Origin of the sequence: Actinomadura sp. 6N118 (assembly GCF_044326415.1) — a bacterium.
In the GTDB taxonomy this organism is placed as follows: Bacteria; Actinomycetota; Actinomycetes; order Streptosporangiales; family Streptosporangiaceae; genus Spirillospora.
In genome coordinates this window covers 236,971-262,368 of record NZ_JBIRAZ010000010.1, presented here as the reverse complement: position 1 = coordinate 262,368, position 25,398 = coordinate 236,971, and the positions used below count along the sequence as shown (strand labels likewise).

Below are 25,398 nucleotides of genomic sequence, written 5' to 3'. Positions count from 1 at the left end.
GTGTGCCCGCAACCCGGACCGGGGGTGTAGTTAAGTACACCCCTCCGGCCAATCGTGCCGCCCCCCGTGCCGCCGACCAGATCTCCTGATCCACGCAGAACAACGGCTCCGCGCGCCGCGCGGAGCCGTTGTTCTGCGCTCATCTATGAGAAGGCGTAGGAGAAGTCGTCGTTGGGGTAGTCGTTCGGGTAGCTGTTGTTGGCATCGTCGTACCCGAAACGAGTCAGGTGTGGGCGGTATACCCACCTTCCAATGAACCTCGGCCTGACGTTATCGCGAAGCCTGACCCAGCCGTATGACCGACGGCATTGCGCCCACACGACCTTTCCGTGGCGGAGGTGGCCGATCACCCTGCCGTGCGGTCGCCGGTGGACGAAAGTGCCGCGCCGGGGCCAGACGTAGTAGCGGCACGACCGCTCGTCCCCTGGGGCGGTGGTGGATGCGGTGGTCGTCGCGGCGGTGGGCGTCTGCGTGGCGGCGGCCTCGGCGCTGGCGGGGGTGAGCACGGCGGTACCGCTCATGGTCAGTGCCGAGATGGAAAGCGCCACCCCAGTGCGAATGCTCGTACGCATTTGTTCTCCCTCGTGATGCAGATTGGGCGTATTGGCCGCAATCTCCTCGGAGGGGAAACTGTCCTTCTTTCGCTGACGATAGACTTCATACCAGGCAAACAGTGTGTAGATCCCACTCTGAATTGCGCAATGTCCGAAATGCCACAAAAGTACGGCGGTCGATCCGGATCAGAGTGAGACGAAGGTCAGACCGCGCTTTTTCAGCTTGGGAATGGCGCCGCGCAGCGCCTTCACCGTCTGCGAGCGGTCGCCACCGCCGTCGTGGCACAGCAGGATGTCGCCGGGGCTGCACTTGACGAGTCCGCGCCGGATGCTGCCCACGCCCGGCCGTCGCCAGTCCTGCGGATCGACGGCCCAGTCGACCGGCAACATCCCGTGCTCGCCGATGATGTCCAGGGTCGCGGGCGACCAGTTGCCTCCCGGCGCCCGGAAGAACGTGGGCACGATGCCGGTCGCCTGTCCGATCCGGTCGTGCGCTTCGACGATCTCTCGCCGTACCTTCTTGGTGGACAGGCGGCCGAGCGAGAGCGGGTGGGTCATGGTGTGGTTGCACACCTGATGGCCCGCGTCGGCGATGCGCCGGGTGAGCTTCGGGTATTCGATGACCTGCTCGCCGATGATGAAGAACGTCGCGCGTACGTCATGCTCCGCCAGCACGTCGAGCACCTGCGGTGTGTAGAGCGGGTGCGGGCCGTCGTCGATGGTCAGCGCGATTGTCTTCGGCGGTGGCGGCGGCACCAGATCCTGCAGGTCGCGGAGCGGCTTGCGCGGCTTGGGCGTGGTCAGCCTGCCGGGAGACCAGGACGCGGCACGGGGAGACGGCGGAACGGTCGGCGTCGGCGGGGGCGGTGCCGGCTGGTTCGGCGCGGCCGTGGACGATGGTGGCGAGGGATGGATCACCGCCCGGGGCCGGGGTACGGCCGCGTGCGGCGAAGACTTGCCCGGCTCCGCGGAACCGAGCACGCTGTCGGCGCCCAAAGCGAAGAAACCGGCAACGCCCATCAGCCCGAGCGCCTTCCGGCGAGATGGCCCACTCGACTCGAGATCCCCCACAAGGCAACGTTAGCGGGGTTTGCGAGGGTTACGCGGTGCCAGTCAGATCACAATCGCTTCAAATGAGATGGCGGACGATGCGCGTCGTTTGGTTCGGGGGGAAGTCATGAGTGCGGCGCCCGACGTTGGGCCATTGCTGGGCTTGGTCCTCGTCGTCCTCACGGTCGTGGCGGCGTGGCTGGTGCGCCTCGGCGGGCTGGGACTCGGCCGCGAGGTGGTGGTCGCGGCGGTGCGCGCGACCGCGCAGCTCGCGGCGGTCTCGTTGCTCATCGCGGCGGTGCTGCGCAGCGCGGGATGGACGACGGTGTTCGTCGCAGGCATGGTGGTCATCGCGGCCGCCACGGCGGGCCGCCGGATCACCGGATCGACGCGCGGCCGGGCATGGTGGGCGGCGCTGCCGATCGTCGCCGGTGTCGCGCCCGTGCTGGGCCTGCTGATCGCCTCGACGCTGGTGCCGCTGCGCCCGGTGGCGGTGCTGCCGATCGCCGGCATCTTCATCGGCGGCGCGATGACCGCCTGCGGGCTGACCGGGCGCCGCGCCCTGGACGAGTTGCGGACGCGGCGCGGGGAGTACGAAGGCGGGCTCGCGGTGGGCCTGCTTCCCCGCGACGCCGCGATGGAGGTCTGCAGGTCGGCCGCCGCGCTCGCACTGATCCCCGCGCTGGACCAGACGCGCACGGTCGGGCTCGTCACGCTGCCCGGCGCGTTCGTCGGCGTGCTGCTGGGCGGCGCCGATCCCCTGGAGGCCGGCGCCACCCAGGTGCTCGTGCTCATCGGCCTGCTCGCGATCGAGGCCGTCGCCGTGCTCATCACCCTGGAACTGGTGGCCACCGGCCGGCTGGAGGACGACCGGCCCCGCTAGTCAACGCCTTAGTCGTGGTCCTGGTCGTCCTGGTCGTCCTAGTCCACGGCGGCGAGGGCGTCGATCTCCACGAGCATCTGCGGGAGCGGCAGGTCGACGAAGACCGTGGTGCGGGCGGGCAGCGCGCCGCTGGGGCAGTGCTCCTGGACGAACTCCTCGTACGCCTCGTTCATCGGCCCGAAGTCCTCGCGCTTGGTGAGGTAGCAGCGGAACATCAGCACGTCCTCGACGCTCGCGCCGCCCGCCTCCAGGATCGCCCGGACGTTCTCCAGAGTGCGCCTCGTCTGCGCCTTCACGTCGCCCTCGTGCACGAACGCGCCGGTGCCCGGCTCCATCGAGCCCTGGCCGGACACCTGGAGCAACGGTCCCTTGCGAACGCCCTGCGAGAACACCGGCAATGGCGCGGGGGCGGCATCGGTCGTGATGGCGGTCTTGTCGCTCACACTCTCTCCTTCTCGTATCCGCAGTCGGCGGAGATGGCCCGGGTCGTGGTGAGCAACTCCGGCAACAACTCCAGCACCTGATCACGATTCAACACGACGTCCGGCACCGAGATCGACGCGGCCGCGAGCACCCGGCCCTCGGCGCTCCGGATCGGCGCGGCGATGCAGCGGATGAACGTCTCGTGTTCGGCGTCGTCGACCGCGTGGCCCTGCCGCGTCACCTTGACCAGCTCGGCCAGCAGCTCATCGGGACCGCCGATGGTGTTGTCGGTGAAACGGGTGTACTCGATGCCCGCCGCGATCTCGCGCCGCCGCCGCTCCGGCAGATCCGCGAGCAGGACCTTGGCGATCGCGGTGGCGTGCAGCGGCATCCGCAGGCCGACCCGGGAGTACATCCGGATGGCGTGCCGCGAGTCGTACTTGTCGAGGTATACGACCTCGCCGCCCTCGTACACGCCGAGGTGGACGGTGTGCCCGGTCACCTCGTTCAGCCGGGCGAGATGCGGACCGGCGATGCCCCGGATCCCGCGCTGCTCCAGCGCCGCTCCCGACAACGCGAACAGGCGTGACCCGAGATGGAAGCGGCGGTCTGCGTCGCGGTGGACGAACCGTTCCTCCTCCAACGGACGCAGCAATCGCAGCACCGTGGTCTTGTGCACGCCGACCGTGGCGGCGAGCTCGTCCAGCGTGCGCGGCCCCTCGCCCAGCTCGATCATGATCTGCAGGGCCCGCCCAAGGCTCTGGCTCATCGTCTCTCTCCCCCTGATCCGATCCCGAACCCCGCCGCGCTCACGGTGGTCGCGGCCCATTCGTCCGGCGCCGCGTCGAGCAGGGCCTGGACGAGTGGCGCGGGTGGCGGCGGTCCGTGGTCGCCGTGGACGACCAGCGTCGCCGCAGCGGTGAGGTGACCCAGCCGCAGGCACTGCCGCAGGCCGTCGCCGCGCAATGTTCCGGCGAGGTATCCGGCGGCGAACGCGTCGCCCGCACCCACCGGCTCGACGGTATCGACACGCAAGGCCGGCTCGGTCACCATCGCCGAGTCGGAGTCGGAGTCGGAGTCGGAGTCGGAGTCGGAGTCCGAGTCCCCTCCGGATTGGGGGATCGCGGTGGCGTGATGGGCGTCGTCCTTCACCACGAGCGTCGTGGGGCCGGGAAGGAGCGCACGCAGCTCCGCCGGATCGCTCGTCCCGAGCACGGCCCTGGCCTCGTCCGCGCCGAGCAGAACGATGTCGGCCGCCTTCAGCAGCGGCATAAGGATCTCGGGATCCTCGTCACGCCACAGAGCCGGGCGCCAGTTGAGGTCGAAGCTCACCAGTTGGGTGCGGGTCCGGTCGTACAGGAGCGTTCGTACGAGATCGAGAGCGCTCGCCGAGAGCGCAGCCGTGATCCCGGACAAGTGCACGAGGTCCGCGTGGGACATCACGCGGGTGACGGACGGTTCGTCGAGGAGCGAGGGGCCGAGCGCCGACCCTGCCGAGCCCGCACGGTAGTAGTGCAGGGCGCTGCCGCTCCGTCCCGCCTCTTTGACGTACAACCCGGTGGGACGTTCGGGGTCGGTCAGGACCCCGCTGGTGTCGACACCGGCGCCGGTGAGATCGCGGACGATGCGGCGGCCGAAACCGTCGTCGCCGACCTGGCCGACCCACGCGGTGGGGACGCCGAGCGCGACCAGTCCGCGCGCGACATTGGCCTCGGCGCCGCCGATCGAGTGCCGGAACGTGTCGACGTCCTCCAAGGGGCCCGGCCGGTCGGGAAGAAGCGCCGCCATCGTTTCGCCTATGCAGACCGCCTCGGGCAAGCGTTCCATTCTGCCCTTCCCGTGTCCGGCGGTCATTGACCGCGACGCCACGGCGATGCTACAACCGCAGCAGCACATAGTGCAATGCACGTTGCATTATGTGCAACCTAGGAGGTCAGTATGGGTACGGGTATCGACGGCGCCGCCGTCGACGCGCAGCACACCGAGCATCTCGACTGGCGCTTCAAGGCGATTCCGGCCGCCGCCCACGGCAAGACGGTCGAGGAATACCTGCGTGGTCGGCCCACCCTCGACGACTTCGGTACCCCGTTGCTCACGCTCGATGCCGGGGCCCTCGATCACAATCTGCGGTTGATGGCCGGCTGGGCCGAGCGGGCGGGCGTGTGCCTCGCTCCGCACGGCAAGACGACGATGGCGCCAGAGTTGTGGCGGCGGCAGCTCGACGCCGGGGCCTGGGGCATCACCCTCGCCAACCTGCCGCAGCTCCGCGTCGCACGCGCGTTCGGTGTGCAGCGGCTGCTCCTGGCCAACGCGCTCGTCGACCCTGCGGGGCTGGCATGGATCGGTGGTGAGCTGGACAAAGACTTGGACTTCACGTTTGTGTCGTGGGTCGACTCACCTCGTACGGTCGAGCTGATGGACGATGCGCTGCGGGCTGCGCGCGTCCAACGTCCCGTCCATGTCTGCGTCGAGCTCGGCGGCCCGCACGGGCGTACGGGCGCGCGTGACGAGGAGACCGCACTGGCGGTCGCCGAAGCGGTCTGCAAGGCTCCGACCCTGCGGCTGGCAGGGCTCGGCGGATACGAGGGCGCGCTCGCGCATGACGCGTCGGAGGCGGGACGCGCGGCGGTGGACGCGTACCTCCGCAGGCTGGCCGATCTGCATGGCCGGCTGGAGTACGAGACGGACGAGCCGATCGTGACCGCGGGCGGCAGCTCCTTCTTCGACCAGGTAACCGAGGTGCTCGCCGGCCTGGACGGCTGCCAGGTGGTGCTGCGGTCGGGCGCCTACGTCATTCACGACGACGGCTTCTACCGGCGGATCTCACCCTTCGCGCGCGGTGCGGCGGACGAACGGCTGCGCTCCGCCATGCATGGCTGGGGCAGGGTCGTCTCCCGGCCGGAGCCCGCGCTCGCCCTGCTCGACACCGGCAAGCGCGACCTGCCGTTCGACGAAGGCATGCCCGAGCCCCAGCTTGTGCGGGGTGCTGGGACAGAACGGCTCGCGGGTGCCCGAGTAACCGCCATGAACGACCAGCACACGTTCCTCGAAGGCGGTGACGTCGAAGTGGGCGACGTGGTCAGGCTCGGCCTGTCCCATCCGTGCACCGCGATCGACAAATGGACGTTGCTTCCGGTCGTGGACGACGCGGGCGCCGAACGGCCCGTCGTGGTCGACCTGATCCGGACCTGGTTCTGATGTCCGCCCTGGTGATCCGCGGCGCCACGGTGGTGGACGGCACGGGTGCGCCCGGCCGGGTCGCCGACGTCGCCGTCTCGGATGGACGCATCGAAGCGATCGGCCCGGGGCTCGCCGGCGGCCGGGTCATCGACGCGGCAGGGCTCGTGCTGGCTCCCGGCTTCATCGACATGCACGCCCACTCCGACCTGGCGCTGCTCGTGGAGCCGGATCACCTCGCCAAGGTCAGCCAGGGCGTCACCTGCGAGGTCATCGGCCAGGACGGCCTGTCGTACGCACCGGTGGACGACGCCACTCTCCCGGAGTTGCGGCAGACGATCGCGGGCTGGAACGGCGACCCGGCGGGCTTCGACTGGAACTGGCGGAGTGTCGGCGAGTACCTCGACCGGCTCGATCGCGGCATCGCGGTCAACGCCTGCTACCTCGTGCCGCAGGGAGCGGTACGGATGCTCGCGATGGGCTGGGAGGACCGCCCGCCCACTGCGGCAGAGCTCGACCGGCAGCGCGAGCTTGTCGCGACCGGCATGCGCGAGGGCGCGGTCGGGATGTCCAGCGGGCTGACCTACGTGCCCGGGATGTACGCGCACGACGACGAACTGATCGAGCTGTGCCGGGTCGTCGCGTCGCTCGGTGGCTTCTATGCGCCGCACCACCGTTCGTACGGGGCGGGTGCACTGGAGGCTTACGCCGACATGGTCCGGGTGTCGCGGGAGTCGGGGTGCCCGCTGCACCTCGCCCACGCGACCATGAACTTCGGCGTCAACCGCGGCCGCGCGCCCGAGCTCCTGCGGCTTCTGGACGAGGCCATCGCGGACGGCTGCGACATCAGCCTCGACACCTATCCCTACCTGCCGGGTGCCACGACACTCGCCGCCCTGCTGCCGAGCTGGGCGTCCGAAGGCGGGCCTGCCGCCTTGCTGGCCCGGCTCGCGGATCCGGAGGCACGGGAGCGGATCCGCTACACGATGGAGGTCGAGGGCTCCGACGGATGCCACGGCGTTCCGTCCGAGTGGGAGACGATCGAGATCTCGGGCTCTCCGGAGCCGTCCGTCGTCGGGCGCACCATCGCCGAGCTGGCCGCCGAGAGCGGCCGTACGGCGTTCGACGTCTACTGCGAACGGCTCATCGCCGACGACCTCGCCACGACGATCCTGCAACACGTCGGGCATGAGGAGAACGTTCAGGCAATCATGCGGCACCCCGTGCATACGGGTGGGAGTGACGGGTTGTTGGCCGCGGCCAAGCCTCACCCCCGTGCATGGGGAACGTTCCCGCGCTATCTGGGGCACTACGTCCGCGAACTCGGCGTGCTGTCACTCGAAGAGTGCGTCTCGCACCTGACCGGGCGGGCGGCGCGGCGGCTCAAGCTTGCCGACCGCGGCCTGATCCGCCCCGGGTACCACGCCGACCTCGTGTTGTTCGACCCCGCCTCCGTCCGGGACACGGCGACGTTCGCCGAGCCCCGGCAGCAGGCGGAGGGCATCCCCTACGTCTTCGTCGGTGGCGTCGCAGTCATCGGGGACGGCCGGCACACCGGCGCCTTGCCGGGCCGGTCGCTGCGCCGCACACCGGACGGAGTCACCCGCTAGTCCCATCTCCCTTCCCATCTCCCTCCTCCCCGAAGGGCACTCCATGGTCAATTGGCTGCAACATGAGACCGGCGGCCTGCTGCTGTTGTGCGGCCTCGCCATCGCGGTACTGCTGGTCCTCATCATCAAGGTCAAGCTCGAACCGTTCATCTCGCTGCTCGTCTCCGGGTTGCTGCTCGCGCTCGTGGCGGGACTCAGCGTCGAGCAGATCGTCGGCACCGCGCTGAGCTCCAAGACGTCCCTGCTGGAGACCGGCTTCGGCGGCATTCTCGGGCATATCGCACCGATCATCGGGCTCGGCACGATCCTCGGCGCGATCCTGGAGGCGTCGCGCGGCGCCGACGTGCTGACCCGCAAGCTGCTGGCCATCTTCGGCGAACGCGGGGCGCCGTTCGCCATGGGCTTGGCGGGGCTCATCTTCGGCATCCCGGTCTTCTTCGACATCGGGATTTTCGTGCTGGCGCCGCTGGTCTACATCACCGCCAAGCGCGGCGGCCGCTCCCTGGTGCTGTACGCGATGCCGCTGCTGGCGGGACTGTCGATGACCCACGCCTTCCTCCCGCCGCACCCCGGTCCGGTGGCCGCCTCCGGGTTCCTCGGCGTCTCCCTCGGCTGGCTCATCATCATGGGCGTGGTCTGCGGCATCCCGGCGTTCCTGGTCGCGGGCGTGGCCTGGGGAATGTGGATCGGCAAGCGCGTCATGGTCGAGGTCCCCGAGGACTTCATCATCGCGGAGAAGCAGGCCGAGGCGGACGCCGCGGCCGCGGCGGAGTCCGGGGAGAAGGGTGCCGAACGGCCGGAGCCCGCGTTGAGCCTGGTGCTCGGGATCATCGCGGTCCCGCTGGTGCTGATCCTGCTCGCCACGTTCGGCACGGTGTGGTGGAAGGACAGCGCGGCACTGCCCACCCTGACCTTCCTCGGCAACCCGGCGGTCGCGCTGACCATCGCGGTCCTGCTCGCCATGTGGCTGCTCGGCCTGCGCCGCGGCATCCCCGGCGCCGAGCTGCAGGATCTGGCGACCAAGTCGCTCCGGCCGATCGGCATGATCCTGCTGGTGGTCGGCGCGGGCGCGTTCTTCGGCGCGGTCATCTCGGCCACCGGCGTCGGCAAGGCGCTGGCCTCCGCGATGTCGGACGCCGGTCTGCCATTGATCGTGCTGGCGTACCTGATCAGCTGCGGCCTGCGGCTGGCACAGGGGTCGGCGACGGTCGCCATCGCCACCACGAGCGGGATCGTGGCGCCGCTGCTCAAGGGCGAGGACTTCTCCCAGGCGCACATCGCCCTGATCGCGATCGCCATCTCGGCCGGCTCGATCATCGCCTCGCACGTCAACGACGGCGGCTTCTGGATCATCTCCCGTTACTTCAATATGTCGGTCCGCGACACCCTGAAGACCTGGACCGTGCTGGAGACGATCCTGTCGGTGGTCGGCTTCGCGATGGCTGGCCTGCTGAGCCTGGTCATCTAACTGGGCCTGGTCATCTAGAGGCGCCCACCGGGATCGGGGCCCGGTGGACCACCTGATCACAGTTTGACCCGTTATGTTCGCACGCTGATGGCCCTCACCTGCATCGATATCCGAATGCCTATCACGAGTGCAGTGATACGCATGTGGACAACGATGCAGGTGAGGTGCTGTGCTACTGCTCCCCGCGATCCTGATGGACCGTTAGCAAGGGCAGGAAGCAAAAGAAATGAAGCGTCTGACTGTGCCGGCCTGCGTGGGCTTGGCCGCTGCCACCACCGCCGTTTCCAGCGTGGTGGTCTCCGGTTCCGCGTTCGCCGACCCGTCTCCGTCCCCCTCCGCGTCGGCAGGGCTCCGTCCTGGCGGCGCCTACGCCGGTGTAGGGCAGGCCGCGACGACGCCGCGCGGCGGCTACTCCGCCAAGGCTGCGCCTGCGGGCATCCGTGGCGTGGACGTCGCCTCGTATCAGGGGCCGAACATCGACTGGGCAAAGCTCTACCAGGACGGGATCCGGTTCGCTTTCGCCAAGGCCACCGAGGGCGCCAACACCAATGCCCAGCCTGACGGGGGTTACGTAAACCCGTACTTCGCCGCGCAGTACAACGGCGCGCGCAATGCCAAGCTGTTCCGCGGCGCCTATCACTTCGCGCTGCCGCACAAGTCGAACGGCGTCGTGCAGGCCGACTGGTTCATCAACCACGGCGGCGGATGGCGACAGGACGGCTGGACTCTGCCTGGTGTCCTCGACGTCGAGAACAACCCGTACAACAACAACCTCGACACCTGCTACAACCTCAAGCCCGCGCAGATGGTGAACTGGATCCGCGCGTTCAGCGACCGCTACTTCCAGCGCACCGGCCGACGGCCGATCATCTACACCAACACCGCTTGGTGGGTGAAGTGCACCGGCGCCAACGCCACCTTCGGCTCGCATCCGCTCTGGCTGGCCAGGTACAACACCACGCCGGGTGCGGTTCCGCCTGGATGGAAGACGCACACCATGTGGCAGTACGCCCCCGGGACCGCCGGTAATCCCTACCCGACCGGCAACTGGAGCGTCTTCAACGGCTCATGGGCCGCGCTGCAGAAGCTGGCGGTCGTGGCTCGGACCGGATTCGGCGGAGTCAACGCCGGTCCGGAACCCGTCCGTCGCGGCCGGGCCCTGACCGTTCTCGGGCGGCTGTACGCGTTCAACGGTGGCTGGAAGGGACTGCCCGGCAAGCGGGTCAACGTCTACTTCCGGGCGAAGGGCTCCGCCAAGTGGGTGTACGCGGGTGCGGTGAACACCGACCGTTATGGCAAGTTCCGCAAGCGCTTCACCGCCAAGAAGGACGGCTCATGGCGTGTGGCGTTCGCGGGCGCTCCTCGCTACTTCGCCACTACGAGCAGCTCCGACTACGTGGACGTTCGCTGACTCAGTCCCATTGGCGTTGTCCCGCTGGAGCGGTTCTGACGCTTACTTCTCGCCGGAGAAACGTTCCCAGGCCGACTGCCGGGTCACGCCGAGGGCCTCTCCGATCTTCGCCCAGGTCACGCCGCGGCGGCGCAGCTCCTGGACCCAGGAGCGCAGGTTGGCCTCAACCTGGTCCGCCGCGGCGGAGATCCGGGGAATCTGGGCGAGCATCTGCTCGTCCGTGAGCTCTCCCCACTGGGGGAGCCGCGGGTCGAACGAAGTGCCGCGGTATTCGTCGACGATCGCGTCGGCGAGGTCGACGCACTCGTCGCAGATGTAGACGCCCGGGCCGGCGACCATCTTGGCGACCTCGAAACTCCACTTGCCGCAGAACGAACATTGAAGGGGATCGTCGGCCATCTCGGTCTCCCGTGTCAGGGTGTCCCTGACAGAATAGGACGTCAGGGACACCCTGACAACGCCCGACGGATCAGCCGGCGGGATCGATGAGGCTGCGGACGTGGGCCATGATCGGCTTGGAGAGGGCCGGCAGCCCGGCATGGTCGCCCTCGGCCACCTTGCCGGTGACCAGCGCGGCGACGCCGCCCACGACGATGCGGGAGGCGAACTCGGGATCCGGGAGCCGCAGCCACCGGTCGTCCTCGCGCAGCAGGCCGTTGATGAGCTCGACGAAGCGCCGCTGGATCTCGAACCGGCGGGCCGCCGCGGCGGGGCCGACGGCATAGACCTCCAGCAGGAACGTACATGCTCCCGCGGGATCATTCGCGAGCCCGTCCAGATAGGCGACGAGGGTGCGTTCGAGGCGTGTCAGGGCCGGATCGCCCGCCGGGCCCGCGGCCTTCTCGACCACCCCCAGGAGCAGCTCGGCGCCCTCTTCGAACGCCGTCAGGAAACACGCCTGCTTGTCCGCGAAGTGTTCGTAGAAGGTCTCCCGGGAGACCCGGGCGCGCTTGATCACGTCCGCCACCGACGTCCGGAGGTATCCCTTCTCGGCGACGATCTCCGTGACGCCATGGAGCAGGCGTTCGCGCTGGGAGGTGACGACCTGCTCACGGGTGAGGTGATGGCGTCCCCTCGGCAGTGCCTCGTAGCCCAGGGAATCCACGTGACAAAGTTACCAACCGGTCGGGCGGCACGACAGAGAACAATCTCGTACGTCACGAACATATGTGTTCGTGAAGGTGTTAACGTCTTCGCATCGGGGGCGGCCGTCCATGATTCGCGGAGTAGCCCGGACGGCCCGAACGATCATGGCCCGGCGCAGCGGGCTCGTGGACCACTCCGCTTCGCAGGGCGCCACGGGGGCCGCGCTGCTGAGCGTCCGGACACCACGTGTCGCTGACCCCGTCGCCGGGCTGATCGGTCTCTCCCCTGCTCCGGCTCCCCAGCTCAGGCTTCCGTGCTCCGGCACCCCTGAGCCGGCTCCCCGCCCCCAGCTCTCGCCTCTCAGGTCAGGGCAGGAGACCCGCTCGGCGTGCGGCGGTGACGGCCTCCAGCCGGGTGTGGCTGCCGAGCTTGCGCATGGCCGACCGCAGATAGCTCTTCACCGTCTCGGGGAGCAGTCCCAGCCGCTGCGCGGCCTCGGCGTTCGTGCACCCGATCGCCACGTACGACAGGACGTCCAGCTCGCGCGGCGACAACGCCGGACCGGGCGGCGGCTCGTCGCACCTGACCGGCCGCCCCTCCGCGTCGTCGTCCTGGTTCGCGACGGCCAGCCGTATGGACGCTTCGAGCAGCCGTGCCTTCACCTCAGGGTCGGCGACCTGCTCGGCGAGCCCGCGCAGTTCGGCGTGGACGGCGCGGACCTCCTCCCAGCGCGCGGCGGACGCGGCACCGGAGGCGGCAGCACCCGGATGCTGGAGACGGGCGAGGGCCTCGTCCGCCTCGTCACGCACGGCCAGATCCTGTTCGAGGTCGCGCACGGTCTCGACCGCGGCCGTGATCACCCGGTCGGCGAGCGACAGCGGCTCGCGCAACGCCCCGTACAGCACGCCGCGGACCCGGCGCCGCACCACGACCGGCACCGCGACCACCGACAGCAGGCCCTCCCGCGACACCGGGGCGTCGTAGTCGTGGCTGATCGTCGCGGCGTGCGGGTAGTCGCTGACCCAGACCGGACGGCCCAGGGCCATCGCCTTGCCGCCCAGACCGCTGCCCTGCCTGACCACGAGCCCGGAGAGGGAATCGGTCGTGTTGCCCACCATCTCGGTGATGCGGAGCCGTTCCTGCCCCGCCAGCGCACCGCCGAAGACCACCGGGAGCCCTGTGGTCCGGTGGAGTGACAGCACCGCGGAACGAACCGCGCCGGCGTCGTCTCCCATGCATGTCAGCATGCCTCCCAGAGCTCCGCTTCACCAGTCCGTGACGTCCGTTCGTGCCGCCCGTCCGTCAGGCGTGCCGGGTCGAGGTGATCTCGGACAGGCCAAGAATGTCGATCGACTCCGCCCGCATCTGCACCTTCCGGATCTTGCCGGTGACGGTCATCGGGAACTCGTCCACCACGTGGACGTAGCGCGGGATCTTGTAGTGCGCGAGACGTCCGGAGCAGAACGCACGAAGGGCCTCGGCCGTGAGCGGCTCGGCGCCCGGACGCAGCCGCACCCAGGCCATGAGCTCCTCGCCGTACTTGTGGTCGGGGACTCCGATGACCTGCGCGTCGAGGATGTCGGGATGGGTGTAGAGGAACTCCTCGATCTCGCGCGGATAGACGTTCTCGCCGCCGCGGATCACCATGTCCTTGATCCGCCCGGTGATGTTGACGTAGCCGTGCTCGTCCATGACCGCGAGATCGCCGGTGTGCATCCAGCGTGCCTGGTCGATCGCCTCGACCGTCTTCTCGGGCTCGCGCCAGTATCCGAGCATGACCGAGTAGCCGCGGGTGCAGAACTCGCCGGGCGTGCCGCGCGGCACCGTCACCCCGGTCTCCGGATCGACGATCTTGATCTCCAGATGCGGGTGCACGGTGCCGACCGTGGAGACGCGGCGGTCGACCGAGTCGTCGGCGCGGGTCTGGGTGGACACCGGCGAGGTCTCGGTCATGCCGTAACAGATCGTCACCTCGTTCATCCCCATCCGCTCGATGACCTGCTTCATCACCTCGACCGGGCACGGGGAGCCCGCCATGATGCCGGTCCGGAGCGAGGAGAGGTCGTACGAGTCGAACGACGGCTCGTTCAGCTCCGCGATGAACATCGTCGGCACACCGTAGAGCGAGGTGCACTGCTCGACGGCGACCGCTTCGAGGGTGGCCGCCGGGTCGAACGCGGGCGCCGGGATGACGATGCACGCGCCGTGGCTGGTGGCCGCCAGGTTGCCCATGACCATGCCGAAGCAGTGGTAGAAGGGCACCGGCACGCAGATCCGGTCCTCCTCGTCGTAGCCGCACAGCTCGCCGACGAAGAAACCGTTGTTGAGGATGTTGTGATGCGAGAGCGTGGCGCCCTTGGGGAAGCCGGTCGTCCCGCTCGTGTACTGGATGTTGATCGGATCGTCGGTGCTCAGCGTGCGCCCGATCTCCGCGAGCCGGGCCCGGTCACCGGCCGCGCCCGCGTCGAGCACCGCCGTCCAGGACTCCTGGCCGATGAGCAGGACGTCCCGCAGATCGTCGCATTTCGGCCGCACGTCGTCGATCATCGCCGCGTAGTCAGAGGTCTTGAACGAGGGCGCGGCGACGAGCGTGCGGATCCCGGCCTGGTTGAGCACGAACTCCAGCTCATGCACGCGGTACGCCGGATTGATGTTGACCAGGATCGCGCCGAGCTTGGCCGTCGCGTACTGCACGAAGACCCACTCCGCGCAGTTCGGCGCCCAGATGCCGACACGATCGCCCTTGCCGACGCCGAGGTCCAGCAGCCCGAGCGCGACCGCGTCCACGGTCTCGGCCAGCTGCGCGTACGTCCATCTGCGGGCGGTGGTCCGGTCGACGAGCGCGTCGCGGTCGGGGTACGCGGTGACCGTCCGGCTGAGGTTGGCCCCGATCGTGTCGCCGAGCAGCGGCGCGGCGGACGGGCCGGAGGCGTAGGAGAGTTGGGTCATCGCAGTGCTCCTTGTGGGGGGACGACCCCCCACGCCCCCCGGTTCGCTTCGCTCATCACTGTCCTTCCTCGCGGAACTCGCCCGAGGGCCGGGCATCGGCGTCGGGATGTTTGTCGACCTCACTGGCACGCAGCTCGACGCGGCGGATCTTGCCGGAGATGGTCTTGGGGAGCTCGGCGGTGAACTCCAGCAGGCGGAGCCGTTTGTACGCCGACAGCTGCGCGCGGCTGTGCGCGAAGATCGCCGCTGCGGTCTCGGCGTTCGGCTCCCACCCGGCGGCGAGCGTCACGTACGCCTTGGGCACGGCCAGCCGCACGGGGTCGGGGGAGGGCACCACGGCGGCCTCGGCCACCGCCTCGTGCTCGATCAGCACGCTCTCCAGCTCGAACGGGGAGATCTTGTAGTCGGACGCCTTGAAGACGTCGTCGGAACGGCCGACATAGGTGATGTAGCCGTCGGCGTCCCGCGAGCCGATGTCGCCGGTGCGGTAGAAGCCGCCGGCCATCGCCTCCTCCGTACGGGAGTCGTCGCCGTGGTAGCCCTTCATCAGGCCGGTGGGACGATCTTCCAGGGCGAGGCAGATCTCGCCCTCGTCGGCAGGCTGCCCGGACAGCGGATCGAGCAGCGTCACCGTGTAGCCGGGGGCCGGCCTGCCCATCGACCCGGGCTTGACGGGCTGCCCCGGGCTGTTGGCGATCTGCACGGTCGTCTCGGTCTGCCCGAAGCCGTCGCGGATGGTCACGCCCCATGCCTCACGGACCCGTTCGATCACTTCCGGGTTGAGCGGCTCGCCCGCCGCGACCACCTCCCGCGGCGGCGTGGCCAGCCGCGAAAGATCGGCCTGGATCAGCATCCGCCAGACGGTCGGCGGCGCACAGAAGCTCGTGACACCGCAGCGATCCAACTCGCGCAGGAGCCGGTCGGCATCGAACCGGGTGTAGTTGAAGATGAAGACGCAGGCCTCGGCGTTCCAAGGGGCGAAGACGTTGCTCCACGCGTGCTTCGCCCAGCCTGGCGAGGAGATGTTGAGGTGCACGTCGCCGGGGCGCAGCCCGATCCAGTACATCGTCGAAAGGTGACCGGCGGGGTAGGAGGCGTGCGTGTGCTCGACCAGCTTGGGCTGGGCGGTCGTACCGGAGGTGAAGTAGAGCAGCAGCGTGTCGTTCGCCATGGTGGTGCCGTATGGGGAGAACGCCGCGGGCTTGTCGTAGGCGGCCTCGTAGCTGAGCCAGCCCGCGACGGGCGTCCCGACGGCGATCCGCGTGTACTCCCCGGGAACCTCGTCGAACTTGCCCGTCTGCGCAGAGGCCGTCACCACGTGTCTGGCCTTGCCTCTGTTCAGCCTGTCGCGCAGATCAGTCGGCCCGAGCAGCGGCGTGGCCGGGATGATCACTGCACCGAGCTTCATCGCGGCCAGGATCGTCTCCCAGAGCTCGACCTGGTTGCCGAGCATCAGGATGATCCGGTCGCCGCGCCGCACACCGCTGGCGCGCAGGTGGTTGGCCACCTGGTTGGAACGGCGGGACAGGTCGGCGAACGAGTGGCGTTCCTCCGAGCCGTCCTCCTCGACGATCCAGAGCGCCGGGGCGTCGTTGTCCGTCGCGATCTTGTCGAACCAGTCCAGTGCCCAGTTGAACCCGGTGAGGACGGGCCAGCGGAACTTCTCGTACGCCGTGGCGTAGTCCTCCCGGTGGGCGAGCAAGAAGTCGCGAGCCGCCTGGAACTCGACTGCGGGCATGGTTCCTCCTCGTAACGGCCGTACCACCGGTCAGAAGGATCGTCATCCCAGGTTGTGACCCGCACCACCCCCGAACGGGGGTACTGCGCCTAGCGCCCGACGAACGTGGACCGGAGGAGGATCGCCGTGCTGGCGACGGCCGCCGGGATCCTCGGGTTGGTCGTCCTCTGGCGCACCACCGCCCATCCCGTCCCGGCCCCCGAGCCGGGACGGAAGCCCGCGGCCTCGTCAGCCGAGCCTGGTGACCGCGTCCCGTAGGCGCCTCAGGTCGCGCAGGCGATGTTCGTACGTCGCGCCGACGACCAGGACGAGCAGGCCGATCACCGCGACGGGGAACCAGCCCGGCAGCCGCACGAGCGCCTCCACGGCGTACGGAGCGAGCTGCCGTCCGGCGTCGAACGCCAGCACGGTGCCGCCAAGGATCAACAGAGCCTGCAGCCGTGTCCGCGCGCCCACCAGAGTGATCGCGAGCGCTGCGGCGGCGAGGATCAGCGCGCGCGGCTCGCCGGGCTCGCCCGCCCACGCCGCCATGAGACTCGGGACAAGCGTCGCTGCCAGCCCCGGGCCATAGGCGGCCCAAGAGGAGGGCGGAGACTCCACCGAACGGCGGCGCAGGAATCCGAGGACCAGAAGGGCCACCGAGATGGGCAAGGTGTAGGCCTCGGGAGCCGCGATGTCGCTCGCGCCGAGCCGGACCCACCATGCCGCCACCATCAGCACCGAGCAGACCCAGCCCGCCGCTGGGCGGCGATCCGCCCGCAGCGCGACGGCGAACGCCAGCACACCGCCGAGCGACAGCGCCAGGCTCAGGTAGGTCGGATGGGTTGCGGTCATGACGACACCCGCCATGCCGACCATGCAGGCGGCGACCTCCGTCGGCACATCCCGCAGCCAGGCCGATGCCGCCAGGCCGAGCGCAGCCGCCGCGAGCACCCCGAACGCCGCTTGGTGAACGGGCAGATCGACGGTCAGCCCGAGCGTCGCCGCGAACCCGCCCAAGGCAAGAGAGGCGGTGGCCGCCGCCCCCGAACGCAGCACAGGGACCACAGCGCACACGATCCCGCCCACGGTCAGCGCGCCCAGCACACCAAGGGTCGCCGCCTCGGTCGCCAGCGCCTCCGCTACAGCCCACAGCCCAGCGGACACAGCCGTGAGACCGGCAGAAACATGCACCTGACGATCAAGTGCCGCCCAACCCGCGAGCAACGCCGCGAGCGCGACCATCAGGGCAGGAAGCACCGGATACGCCAGGTCAGGGATCACCAGTACCGCCAACGCTGCCACGGGTGGAGCGGCGACCCGGACCAGCACGCACAGAGCCACGGCCAGAAGGGCCAGCACGATGGGCGCGGAATCGTGCTGGTCCGACGGCAGAGCGATCATCGTCCCCGTCCAGACATCGTCGAGATGCCGGAGCGGGCTCACCAGCGTGAAGACCGCGCTGGGCAGGACGATCAGCGTCGCGATGCCCAACGTCAACAAGCCGCCGATTGCAGCCATCCTGCGCAGCCGCACTGGCAGCAGCAGCGCCCCCGCCATCACCACAAGCGCGATCGCGGCAGCCGCAGCGGGCTCCCACCGCTCAGTGAGCGGCAGTGCCGCCGTCGCTCCCACCGAGAGCGTCAGCCCGGTCGCGATCGCGAACTTGCGTTCCACGAACACCGCCCAGCTCAACGCCACACCCGCCGCGAATACGAGCAGCGCGGCCGACTGCTCCGAGGAGGTCGTGTGGGCCATCAGCAAGGCCGTGAACCCCCCGGCCGACCAGCTGAGGGCTCCCAGTGCCGCAGCAACACCTCGTTCACGCGCCGTGGCGACCATGCTCCAGACGCCGAGGTCCAGCAGCGAGAGCAGGAGCAGCGTAAAGACCATCCCGCTCACCGGGACATCGAGCGCGAACGCCCCGAGTGGCAGCGGCAGCTGACCGATCACGATCGCCAACGGACGCGGAGCCCGCAGCGGCGCCACCCACGCATAAACGCTCCATCCCACGGTCACGGCCGCCGCCGCCCACGCCGCGTACCACCGACCGTCGACGTCCTGGAGCCCGAAAAGACCACCCGCGTACGCCGCGTAGCACTCCAGCCCGACCAGCAGCAGCCCGATCACCGCGAGCGTCTCGGCGGTCGCCGACAAGCCCCGGCGGGCGAGCGGCCAGACCACACCGAGCGTCACGCCCGTGAGCGACACCAGGATCAGCGCCCGTGCCCCCAGACTGAGCGATCCCCAGCTGATCACAGTGAACGCGACCGCCGCGATGCCGAGCAGCAGCCCGCCGAGGACGAGCAGCACATTGCGCACCCCGACCCGCGAGACGTCCACGAGAGCAGGCTGCGGTCCCACCATCACCGGCCAGGTCACCGGCACCGGGCCGTAGAGCCTCGCGATCAGGTCACGCCGCCGCCGGGTCAGCCGTGCGAGCTGGTCATCGACCCACCACAGTTCCTGCGCGTCCGGTCCGGTGAGGACCAGTTCGCAGACCGGGCAGGCGACCAGGCCAGGCCGGGTCATCGGATTTCGGCAGCCGGGGCAGGTGATGCGCATGGCCGAAGACTCCCAGCCCGATCACCCCGCCCTCATCCGCTCAAATACTCAGATCGCCGAGCGACCTACTCAACGCCACAGCCAACTCACTGGTGATCAGACCGGCGATCCCGGCGCCTTCTCACTCTGGTCCTTGATCTGCCACCGCTGACGGCGATTGCATCAGCACCCTTCCGCAGCAGTGCCAGAGATCCCGTTCCGCTAGTGGTCACGACGGTGCAGTGCCCAGCGTTGGGCGGCGCGGACCACGGCGTTTGCCCATGGGTGGCGGATGTTCCAGAAGGCTTCGAGCCAGGCGATCGCGACGGTTCGTGCGTAGTAGTCGATGGTGTCGGGGGCGGCGGTCTGCCATGCGTCGAGGTCGGCGACGGCCGATTCGGCCTCGCGGGGGTCATGTCCTCCGGCGATGAGGTTGATGACCAGGTCGCAGGGGTTGACGAAGGCCGCGCCGCGGCTGGCCATTCCCCAGTCGACCAATGTCGCTGTCCCTGCCCCAACCAGGATGTTGCCGGGGTTGAGGTCGGTGTGCAGCAGCGCGGCCCCTGCCAGCTCTCCGAGACGTCGGGTCGCAGGCGTGAAGGATGACCATCTCACCTCAAAGCGCATCAGCGGAACCTCGGCGGGAACGTCAATCTCGTCGAGCGACGCAAGCGTCTCGACCGCTCGCGGGACGTCCGGAGAACCCGGGGAGTAGCTAGCCCGATATCCCGTGATGTGGTCGAACGCCAAGACTCGCCACCCGGCGGTGTGCTCGTCCAGCAGCACGGACGGAGCGACGACACCGGCAATGAATGGCGCGAGTGCGGACTCGCGGTCGAGTTGCGCCATCGCCTTGGCGTCGGTGTCGGGCGACCCCTTGAGGAACACGCGGCCGGTCGTGGTGTGGAGGGCGGCGGCGAACGCCGACCGTCGTCCCTCGCGGACCGGTTCGGCCTTCACCACCGATCCGAGGCGCTGCTCGACCGCCTCACGCAGATCCGGGGGCAGGCTCTCCCACGCGGTGCGGTCCATGTCGAAGAGCCTGCCAGTTGATCACGCCGAGGTGGACACGGACGCGCGCGGCGTACCGGTCTGGGTCGGCTGGGTGGGTTGGGTCTGGCGGCGTGTGGGGTCGACGTAGCGCGTGCACGGGTCGGGCGGGCAGCAGCCGTAGCCGGGACCGTCCCAGAACGCTTCATCGGCCGCGTAGCCGGTGTCGTGCAGCGCGGGCAGCGTGGCGGCGATTTCTTGCTCGGTCATGTGCTGTCCGGGGGCGGGCGGCACATGGTGCAGGTAGTGCCCGAACGTCCGTTCGCAGAAGGTCGTGTATTCCTGCGAGTGCAGGATGAACGCGTGCCAGCCGTGATCGACGGCGTCGGTCATCCCGACACGCTGGGACGGATTGTCGGCGCACGCCTTGAACCAGATCAAGGTCTGTTCGATGATCTGCTCGGCGTAGGGGAGGGTCACCGCGTGGTGTTTGGCGACGTAGGCGGCGAGGTTGTCGAACAGCCCGGGCGCGTAGTCCAGCAGAACGCGCGGACTGGGCAGGGTGACGGTCGATACCGTCGGTTCGAGGGTGGTTGTCACGTGGCTCCTCCTAGAGCCGTCGGGGCACGGCTGGTCCGCGCGTTTCCCGCTCCGGGCATGGGCCCGGAGAAACTCATCAGTCGTGCGCGCGCGGCAGGCGCAGGATCCGCCGCAGGTGTGTCCGCCATGCGTGCTGAACGGCCATCAGGCCCCGGTCTTGGTCGGCGTACACGTTGTCGTTGACCGTGTCCTGGGTGTGAATCGGCCTGTCGTCGGTGGTGAACGCGGTGTACATGCCGTTCATCTTCGGCCGGATGTAACCGAGGTGGATCCGCCCGAGCCACAACGACGCCACCCCGGCAAGCGGGCGATCCTCAATCCAGTAGTCATCGCCGAAGACCCCCGAGACCCGCACCGGACGTGCGCGCCAATCGTCGCGGACGCGGATGAGTGCGGCGTCAGGGTCAGGGAACAGACCGTCGTCGGCCTGCTCGTTCGGCAACGACTTCCCATCACGGCCGATCCCCGCCCAACGCTGCCCGACGCAACGTTCGGCGCTGCCGACCTCTTGGTTCCCCCACCACAGACCCCGCGACGAGTCGTCGCGCCGCATCTCCACTTGAAAGGCGTCCGACAGCTCGGGCACAGTGATCTGCCATCGTTCCGGCATAGGCGGCGGCGTGGCATCAGTTGTCACTTGTTGACCTCCTGATGTGGGGCGAGGCAAAGCAGTGGCGCTTCGAACGGTCGGCGTGGTTGGTTTCGGTTGCGATGCCAGGTCACGGCCTCCACCCACTCACCATCAGCGCGTGCCGGTGAGCGCCCAAGGGCCGGACCGAGTCGTCTGCGCCTCACGGTCAGGGCCCCCCGAACATGCGGCGGGCAGCCTCCAGCGGGTCGCCCTTGGGCACCCACAGGCGTCGCTCGGTGCCTCCAGTGAGGCAGCCCGACCACCAGCCGTCGCCGTCGTTGACGAACGCCCCGATCTCTCGGCCGTCCTCGTCGAGGCCGAAATAGATCTCGTCATGCGTCCGGTAGACGTCGACCCTCACCAGTACTCGCCGTCCCCTCCGAAGAAGAACCGGCGGATGGCGTCGAGGCATCGGCGGAACCGGCTCTGTCGCATGGCGGATGCACGGACGACCCTTGCCGGGCGGCTGGTGGGCGCGACGAGACGATAGGCCGGACCCGGGGTGTGGGGATGCGGTGGGCGTCGTCCCGCCGCGCCGGTCTGCGGGCGCGGTGCGGGCGTCGGGTAGTTGCGGGTCGCGTACTGAGGGAGCGGCGAGGCGGCGGCCGCGCGGGCATGAGCGTCGGTCTCGGCGAGCGCCCTGCGGACCAGGGTGAGCAGCCCGTCGAGGGTCTTGGACTCGAATCCCCGGTTTCCGACCAGCGCCCACCATTCCTCGGTGGCGCGGCCCCACCAGAAGGTGACGCCAGGGAATTCTTCCTTGAGCTGTTTGAGGACCGATTCCATGCTCTCGGCCTGCGGGGCGTGGTAATGCGGGACGACGTGGGGCACGATGCTGACGGTTGGCGTCATGATGCCCTCTCGAGACGCCTGCGCCGCCCGGACGGCCACACCTCGATCTCGTACTCGTCCCCGAGGCCAGGGAACGAGAGGATCCTCGCCGTTGTCGACGCGACGGAAGGTGAATTCGTACCATCTCTCATGGATCGGACCTCATTCCGATCAAGGCCCCGGAGCACCCGGTGTTGGCGCACCGGCCGGGGCCGCCTTTGTCCGAGGCGAGTCGGCTGCTGGCACCGGTAACTCGCCTGCTGTCCGTGGTTCTCCAGAGAAGTGCTTTTACCCCGATGGAGACCAGAGCACGAACGACGCATTGTTGATGCATTCCTGATGCATCTGACAGCTTGACCTGCGAAGAGGGCCCAGGGACTGTCTAATGAGCACCCTGCGGAGGAGGTCCAGGCGTGACGCTTCGACGAAATCGCCTCGTTCAACGACGACGGGCAGTGGGGTATAGCCAAGAGCAGTTGGCCGATCGCCTGAACATCGAGCGCACGACGGTCGGGCGATGGGAACGCGCTGAGACGGATCCCCTTCCATGGATCCGACCCAAACTTGCGCAAGGGCTAAGGATCAGCCTGGACGAGTTGGATGACATCCTCGCCGACATTGAAGCGGTGGAACCTGAGCGCAGCGAGCGCCTGAACTACGCGCTTAGCAACCCTGCCAATGTCGATCTCGTCGCCGTTGCATACCTTCGGCAGAGGGTGCAGGAACTGACCGACAATTACGACAGCACCCCGTCAGCGTTGCTCCTTGCCAGCGCGGGCCAGTGTCATGGGCAAGTCTCCTATCTGCGAGAACATACCCCGAGCAGCCGTATCCGGCGTGACCTTTGGTCGGTCGAGGCCGAGTCAGCCACACTTATGGGGCAACTGGTCTGGGACGCTTCCCAGCGGAGCGATCACTCGACCACCCTGACGTTCTTCGACCAAGCGATCACTGCCGCGCGGCAAGTTCAGAACGTCATCTCCGAGGCACATGCGCAACTCCGCCAGTGCTACGTCGCGCTGTACGGGATGCGTGATCCGCGCAAGGGCTTGACGCAGGCCAAGCGAGCAGCGCGTACGAGCCGGGGAGCAAGCCACGCGTTGACGGGGCTCTCGCTGCTCCACACTGCCGAAGCTCACGCCATGCTGAAAGACCACGCGGGGTGCGAGCGCGCTCTACGGTCGGCGGAATCGGAGCTCAACAAGGTGAGCGCAGACGACCCTGCCAGTGAGCGTTTCTCTGCGACACAGTACGGTCGCTTGGCCGGGTCCTGTTATCTGTTCCTCGGCGTCCCTGAGCGTGCACAGTCATATCTCGAAGAGACGGCGGGTCGTCTTCACTCCTGGAAAAAATCCCGTGCGATCGTGCTCGGCAATCTCAGCCTTGCTCACATGCGCCAGCGGCGCTTGGACGCTGCGGTGATCGTGCTACACGAAGCGATCGACATCGTGGAGCAGAACAGGGGCGGGGGCGGCATGAACATCATCTTCGAAGCCGGCCGCGAACTCCGTTCCGGGTGGCACGAACCCACGGTTCAGGACGTACACGACCGTATGCTCGCCCTGATGACGAACTCCTAAGGGGGACCGTTGGCCATCACGGAGACAGACCACGCCAAGAACGCCGTTCGCGAGCGCATTTGGGACCTGTTGGAGCGGGAGCAGGCGGTACCCGAGTCGGGCGTTCACGGTCGCATCCCGAACTTCAACGGAGCCGCGCCAGCGGCCGAGCGGCTGGCAGCTCTACCCGTGTGGGAGAGCGCGCGCGTGATCAAGGCCGTTCCAGATCGGGCACAAGAGCCCGTGCGGGCACTCGCGCTTGAGGCCGGACGGCTCGTCTACATGGCCGTGCCAAAGCTGGCTGACAAACTGCCGTTCTACCTCCTCGACCCGCAGAACCTCAGCGTGCCTCTGGCCGAGGCCGCCGACAGGGCCGTCGCTGCCAGGATCGCGCGCAAGGTCGGCGTTGAGGAGATGAGACCCGTCGATCTTGTCATCTGTGGCAGCGTCGTTGTGAACCGTCAGGGCGTGCGTCTCGGCAAAGGGGCTGGATACTCCGACATCGAGGTCGCCCTCCTCCAAGAGGCCGGACTCATCAGCGATGGAACGACCATCGTGACCACCGTGCATCCGCTGCAGGTCATCGATGATGACCTCCCCGAAACCGAGCACGACTTCCGGGTGGACTTGATCGTTACGCCCGACGAGGTGATCCCTTGCGGCCCGCCCAAACGCTCTCAGGGGCTCGTGTGGGAGCACCTCACCCCGGAGAAGATCGCCGCAATCCCTGTCCTCGCAGCGCGAGCGACGTCGCGGTAGGTCCTCGCCGGCCATCCCGATCCCACGATCACGTTCGCGAGATCGGTCGCCTTGAGGTCTTGTCGCCGGATTCGGTCCTGGCTGCTGATCGCCATGAGTTCCGGTACGAGGTGCAGATGAGATGAACACTCCGGGCGCTGGCCGGCTCCGCCTTGGAGCTTGTCTCTCTCTGACTGGCCGACACGGGCGGTTCGGCAGGCAAGCATGCACCGCTCTTGAGATCTGGAACGACTTCGAGCCAGGCGTTGACCTGCTCATTGAAGATGACCAGAGCGACCCCGAAGGCTTTGACGCCATCTTCAGGCGTGTGGCCTCCAAGTGCGACATCCTCCTCGGGCCTTACTCCACACAGCTCATGCGCCGCGCGGGTAACGCTGCTGCCGAACTCGACCGACTTGTCTGGAACCACGGTGGATCTGGCGATGACGTTGAGGCCGCCCATCCGGGCCATGTCGTCTCCGTACTCACACCGACCAGCCGGTACGCCGAGTTGTTCCTCCGTCGCCTGGCCAGCGGTCAGGAGCCCGGTCGACTCTGGATCGTGCACGGCAAGGGCAGCTTTGGCCGGCAGGTCGCGGATGGCGCCGAATCCCTCGCTCGCAGACTCGGGATCGAGGCTTCTCCCGGCGAGCAACTTCCCGGAGAGGACGCCGACTCGCCCTGGGACCTCCTGTGCGCCGGCTCCTTTGAGGAGGACGTCGAGACGGTCACGCGGGCGCGACTTCTGCCACGACCACCGAGGACGGTCTGCGCGGTGGCGGCTGGCGTGCGCGAGTTCGGGGAAGCCGTCGAGCAGCCAGAGGAGATCTTCGGGATAGGGCAATGGTTTCCCGGCGCCGGGGGCCGTGCCGAGCTGGGCCTCGACGAATCAGACTTTCTTGCCGCTTACAGCGATCGAACGGGCACGCTTCCCGACTACCCCGCCGCACAGGCTGCCGCTACAGCGGCGATCGCAACGTACTGCGCCCGAACCGCGGGCACAGCTCGCGATGCCCTATGGGAGGCCGCCTCGCGGCTAGACACAACGACGCTCTTCGGGCGGTTCAAGATCGACCCGTCTACCGGGGTTCAAGTCGGCCACGAACCATGTCTCGTCCGCTGGGGATCACAAGGACCAGTCGCGGACTCGGCTTGACCCTCACGTTGCGTGAGGCTG

General features: G+C 68.5%; 23 protein-coding genes and 1 pseudogene. 8 read left to right on the top strand and 16 right to left on the bottom strand.

Annotation, left to right across the window (positions count from 1 at the left end; genetic code table 11):
* Positions 1-143 precede the first annotated feature (143 nt).
* Complete coding sequence (locus tag ACH34W_RS26640; RefSeq protein ID WP_395963817.1) at positions 144-572, bottom strand: hypothetical protein; 429 nt, start codon at positions 570-572, stop codon at positions 144-146.
* 168 nt (positions 573-740) lie between these two features.
* Complete coding sequence (locus tag ACH34W_RS26635; protein ID WP_395963816.1) at positions 741-1,574, bottom strand: polysaccharide deacetylase family protein; 834 nt, start codon at positions 1,572-1,574, stop codon at positions 741-743.
* Positions 1,575-1,731: 157 nt separating this feature from the next.
* Between ACH34W_RS26635 and ACH34W_RS26630 the strand changes: the two genes are divergently transcribed.
* Complete coding sequence (locus ACH34W_RS26630) at positions 1,732-2,487, top strand: ABC transporter permease (RefSeq protein ID WP_395963815.1); 756 nt, start codon at positions 1,732-1,734, stop codon at positions 2,485-2,487.
* A 38-nt stretch (positions 2,488-2,525) separates the two neighbouring features.
* Here the strand turns inward: ACH34W_RS26630 and ACH34W_RS26625 are convergent, their stop codons facing one another.
* The 3 genes from ACH34W_RS26625 to ACH34W_RS26615 are packed head-to-tail and all read right to left on the bottom strand — an operon-like array spanning position 2,526 to position 4,737.
* The gene (locus tag ACH34W_RS26625) at positions 2,526-2,930 is read right to left on the bottom strand and encodes a RidA family protein (protein WP_395963814.1); all 405 of its coding nucleotides are present in this window, start codon (positions 2,928-2,930) and stop codon (positions 2,526-2,528) included.
* Entirely contained in the window at positions 2,927-3,679 is a 753-nt protein-coding gene (locus ACH34W_RS26620) for an IclR family transcriptional regulator (protein WP_395963813.1), read from the bottom strand. The genes ACH34W_RS26625 and ACH34W_RS26620 overlap by 4 nt, the downstream gene beginning before the upstream one ends.
* Entirely contained in the window at positions 3,676-4,737 is a 1,062-nt protein-coding gene (locus ACH34W_RS26615) for a sugar kinase (protein ID WP_395963811.1), read from the bottom strand. The genes ACH34W_RS26620 and ACH34W_RS26615 overlap by 4 nt, the downstream gene beginning before the upstream one ends.
* A 111-nt stretch (positions 4,738-4,848) precedes the next feature.
* Here ACH34W_RS26615 and ACH34W_RS26610 point away from each other — a divergent pair, with 111 nt between their 5' ends.
* The 4 genes from ACH34W_RS26610 (at position 4,849) to ACH34W_RS26595 (ending at position 10,576) form a co-directional block, all read left to right on the top strand.
* Positions 4,849-6,108: an amino acid deaminase gene (locus tag ACH34W_RS26610; protein ID WP_395963809.1), complete on the top strand. Its 1,260-nt coding sequence runs from the start codon at positions 4,849-4,851 to the stop codon at positions 6,106-6,108.
* The gene (locus tag ACH34W_RS26605; protein WP_395963808.1) at positions 6,108-7,697 is read left to right on the top strand and encodes an amidohydrolase family protein; all 1,590 of its coding nucleotides are present in this window, start codon (positions 6,108-6,110) and stop codon (positions 7,695-7,697) included. Before ACH34W_RS26610 ends, ACH34W_RS26605 begins: the two co-directional genes overlap by 1 nt.
* A gap of 43 nt (positions 7,698-7,740) precedes the next feature.
* Positions 7,741-9,165, top strand: coding sequence for a GntP family permease (locus ACH34W_RS26600; protein ID WP_395963807.1), 1,425 nt, complete (start codon positions 7,741-7,743; stop codon positions 9,163-9,165).
* Positions 9,166-9,391: 226 nt separating this feature from the next.
* On the top strand, positions 9,392-10,576 hold the full coding sequence (locus ACH34W_RS26595; protein ID WP_395963806.1) for a GH25 family lysozyme: 1,185 nt from the start codon (positions 9,392-9,394) through the stop codon (positions 10,574-10,576).
* A 270-nt stretch (positions 10,577-10,846) separates the two neighbouring features.
* On the opposite strand, the pseudogene ACH34W_RS26590 reads toward ACH34W_RS26595, so the two are convergent.
* From ACH34W_RS26590 to ACH34W_RS26540, 11 genes and pseudogenes are all read right to left on the bottom strand, one after another.
* Positions 10,847-10,975, bottom strand: a pseudogene (locus ACH34W_RS26590) (ClpX C4-type zinc finger protein); the annotation flags it as partial.
* A 70-nt stretch (positions 10,976-11,045) separates the two neighbouring features.
* Positions 11,046-11,681, bottom strand: a complete 636-nt coding sequence (locus tag ACH34W_RS26585; protein ID WP_395963805.1) for a TetR/AcrR family transcriptional regulator — start codon at positions 11,679-11,681, stop codon at positions 11,046-11,048.
* A 346-nt stretch (positions 11,682-12,027) separates the two neighbouring features.
* Complete coding sequence (locus ACH34W_RS26580; protein WP_395963804.1) at positions 12,028-12,897, bottom strand: response regulator transcription factor; 870 nt, start codon at positions 12,895-12,897, stop codon at positions 12,028-12,030.
* Positions 12,898-12,964: 67 nt separating this feature from the next.
* On the bottom strand, positions 12,965-14,611 hold the full coding sequence (locus ACH34W_RS26575; protein WP_395963802.1) for an AMP-binding protein: 1,647 nt from the start codon (positions 14,609-14,611) through the stop codon (positions 12,965-12,967).
* A 55-nt stretch (positions 14,612-14,666) separates the two neighbouring features.
* The gene (locus ACH34W_RS26570; RefSeq protein WP_395963801.1) at positions 14,667-16,349 is read right to left on the bottom strand and encodes an AMP-binding protein; all 1,683 of its coding nucleotides are present in this window, start codon (positions 16,347-16,349) and stop codon (positions 14,667-14,669) included.
* Positions 16,350-16,577: 228 nt separating this feature from the next.
* Entirely contained in the window at positions 16,578-18,893 is a 2,316-nt protein-coding gene (locus ACH34W_RS26565) for an SCO7613 C-terminal domain-containing membrane protein (protein ID WP_395963800.1), read from the bottom strand.
* Positions 18,894-19,094: 201 nt separating this feature from the next.
* The gene (locus tag ACH34W_RS26560) at positions 19,095-19,904 is read right to left on the bottom strand and encodes a hypothetical protein (protein WP_395963799.1); all 810 of its coding nucleotides are present in this window, start codon (positions 19,902-19,904) and stop codon (positions 19,095-19,097) included.
* A gap of 21 nt (positions 19,905-19,925) precedes the next feature.
* Complete coding sequence (locus tag ACH34W_RS26555; RefSeq protein WP_395963798.1) at positions 19,926-20,462, bottom strand: hypothetical protein; 537 nt, start codon at positions 20,460-20,462, stop codon at positions 19,926-19,928.
* 76 nt (positions 20,463-20,538) lie between these two features.
* A complete protein-coding gene (locus ACH34W_RS26550) occupies positions 20,539-21,099 on the bottom strand; it encodes a hypothetical protein (RefSeq protein WP_395963797.1) in 561 nt (186 codons plus the stop codon).
* A gap of 160 nt (positions 21,100-21,259) precedes the next feature.
* A complete protein-coding gene (locus ACH34W_RS26545) occupies positions 21,260-21,454 on the bottom strand; it encodes a hypothetical protein (RefSeq protein ID WP_395963795.1) in 195 nt (64 codons plus the stop codon).
* Positions 21,451-21,945, bottom strand: coding sequence for a hypothetical protein (locus ACH34W_RS26540; protein WP_395963794.1), 495 nt, complete (start codon positions 21,943-21,945; stop codon positions 21,451-21,453). Before ACH34W_RS26540 ends, ACH34W_RS26545 begins: the two co-directional genes overlap by 4 nt.
* A gap of 392 nt (positions 21,946-22,337) precedes the next feature.
* Between ACH34W_RS26540 and ACH34W_RS26535 the strand changes: the two genes are divergently transcribed.
* The 3 genes from ACH34W_RS26535 (at position 22,338) to ACH34W_RS26525 (ending at position 25,377) form a co-directional block, all read left to right on the top strand.
* Positions 22,338-23,504, top strand: coding sequence for a helix-turn-helix domain-containing protein (locus tag ACH34W_RS26535; RefSeq protein WP_395963793.1), 1,167 nt, complete (start codon positions 22,338-22,340; stop codon positions 23,502-23,504).
* Between the two features lie 9 nt (positions 23,505-23,513).
* On the top strand, positions 23,514-24,242 hold the full coding sequence (locus ACH34W_RS26530; RefSeq protein ID WP_395963792.1) for a 5-formyltetrahydrofolate cyclo-ligase: 729 nt from the start codon (positions 23,514-23,516) through the stop codon (positions 24,240-24,242).
* A 121-nt stretch (positions 24,243-24,363) separates the two neighbouring features.
* A complete protein-coding gene (locus ACH34W_RS26525) occupies positions 24,364-25,377 on the top strand; it encodes an ABC transporter substrate-binding protein (RefSeq protein ID WP_395963791.1) in 1,014 nt (337 codons plus the stop codon).
* Positions 25,378-25,398 lie beyond the last annotated feature (21 nt).

Coding starts and splice junctions, on each gene's coding strand:
- ACH34W_RS26640 (WP_395963817.1), bottom strand. CDS start 572: ATGCGTACGAGCATTCGCACTGGGGTGGCGCTTTCCATCTCGGCACTG.
- ACH34W_RS26635 (WP_395963816.1), bottom strand. CDS start 1,574: ATGGGCGTTGCCGGTTTCTTCGCTTTGGGCGCCGACAGCGTGCTCGGT.
- ACH34W_RS26630 (WP_395963815.1), top strand. CDS start 1,732: ATGAGTGCGGCGCCCGACGTTGGGCCATTGCTGGGCTTGGTCCTCGTC.
- ACH34W_RS26620 (WP_395963813.1), bottom strand. CDS start 3,679: ATGAGCCAGAGCCTTGGGCGGGCCCTGCAGATCATGATCGAGCTGGGC.
- ACH34W_RS26615 (WP_395963811.1), bottom strand. CDS start 4,737: ATGGAACGCTTGCCCGAGGCGGTCTGCATAGGCGAAACGATGGCGGCG.
- ACH34W_RS26610 (WP_395963809.1), top strand. CDS start 4,849: ATGGGTACGGGTATCGACGGCGCCGCCGTCGACGCGCAGCACACCGAG.
- ACH34W_RS26605 (WP_395963808.1), top strand. CDS start 6,108: ATGTCCGCCCTGGTGATCCGCGGCGCCACGGTGGTGGACGGCACGGGT.
- ACH34W_RS26600 (WP_395963807.1), top strand. CDS start 7,741: ATGGTCAATTGGCTGCAACATGAGACCGGCGGCCTGCTGCTGTTGTGC.
- ACH34W_RS26595 (WP_395963806.1), top strand. CDS start 9,392: ATGAAGCGTCTGACTGTGCCGGCCTGCGTGGGCTTGGCCGCTGCCACC.
- ACH34W_RS26580 (WP_395963804.1), bottom strand. CDS start 12,897: ATGGGAGACGACGCCGGCGCGGTTCGTTCCGCGGTGCTGTCACTCCAC.
- ACH34W_RS26575 (WP_395963802.1), bottom strand. CDS start 14,611: ATGACCCAACTCTCCTACGCCTCCGGCCCGTCCGCCGCGCCGCTGCTC.
- ACH34W_RS26570 (WP_395963801.1), bottom strand. CDS start 16,349: ATGCCCGCAGTCGAGTTCCAGGCGGCTCGCGACTTCTTGCTCGCCCAC.
- ACH34W_RS26565 (WP_395963800.1), bottom strand. CDS start 18,893: ATGCGCATCACCTGCCCCGGCTGCCGAAATCCGATGACCCGGCCTGGC.
- ACH34W_RS26560 (WP_395963799.1), bottom strand. CDS start 19,904: ATGGACCGCACCGCGTGGGAGAGCCTGCCCCCGGATCTGCGTGAGGCG.
- ACH34W_RS26540 (WP_395963794.1), bottom strand. CDS start 21,945: ATGACGCCAACCGTCAGCATCGTGCCCCACGTCGTCCCGCATTACCAC.
- ACH34W_RS26525 (WP_395963791.1), top strand. CDS start 24,364: ATGAACACTCCGGGCGCTGGCCGGCTCCGCCTTGGAGCTTGTCTCTCT.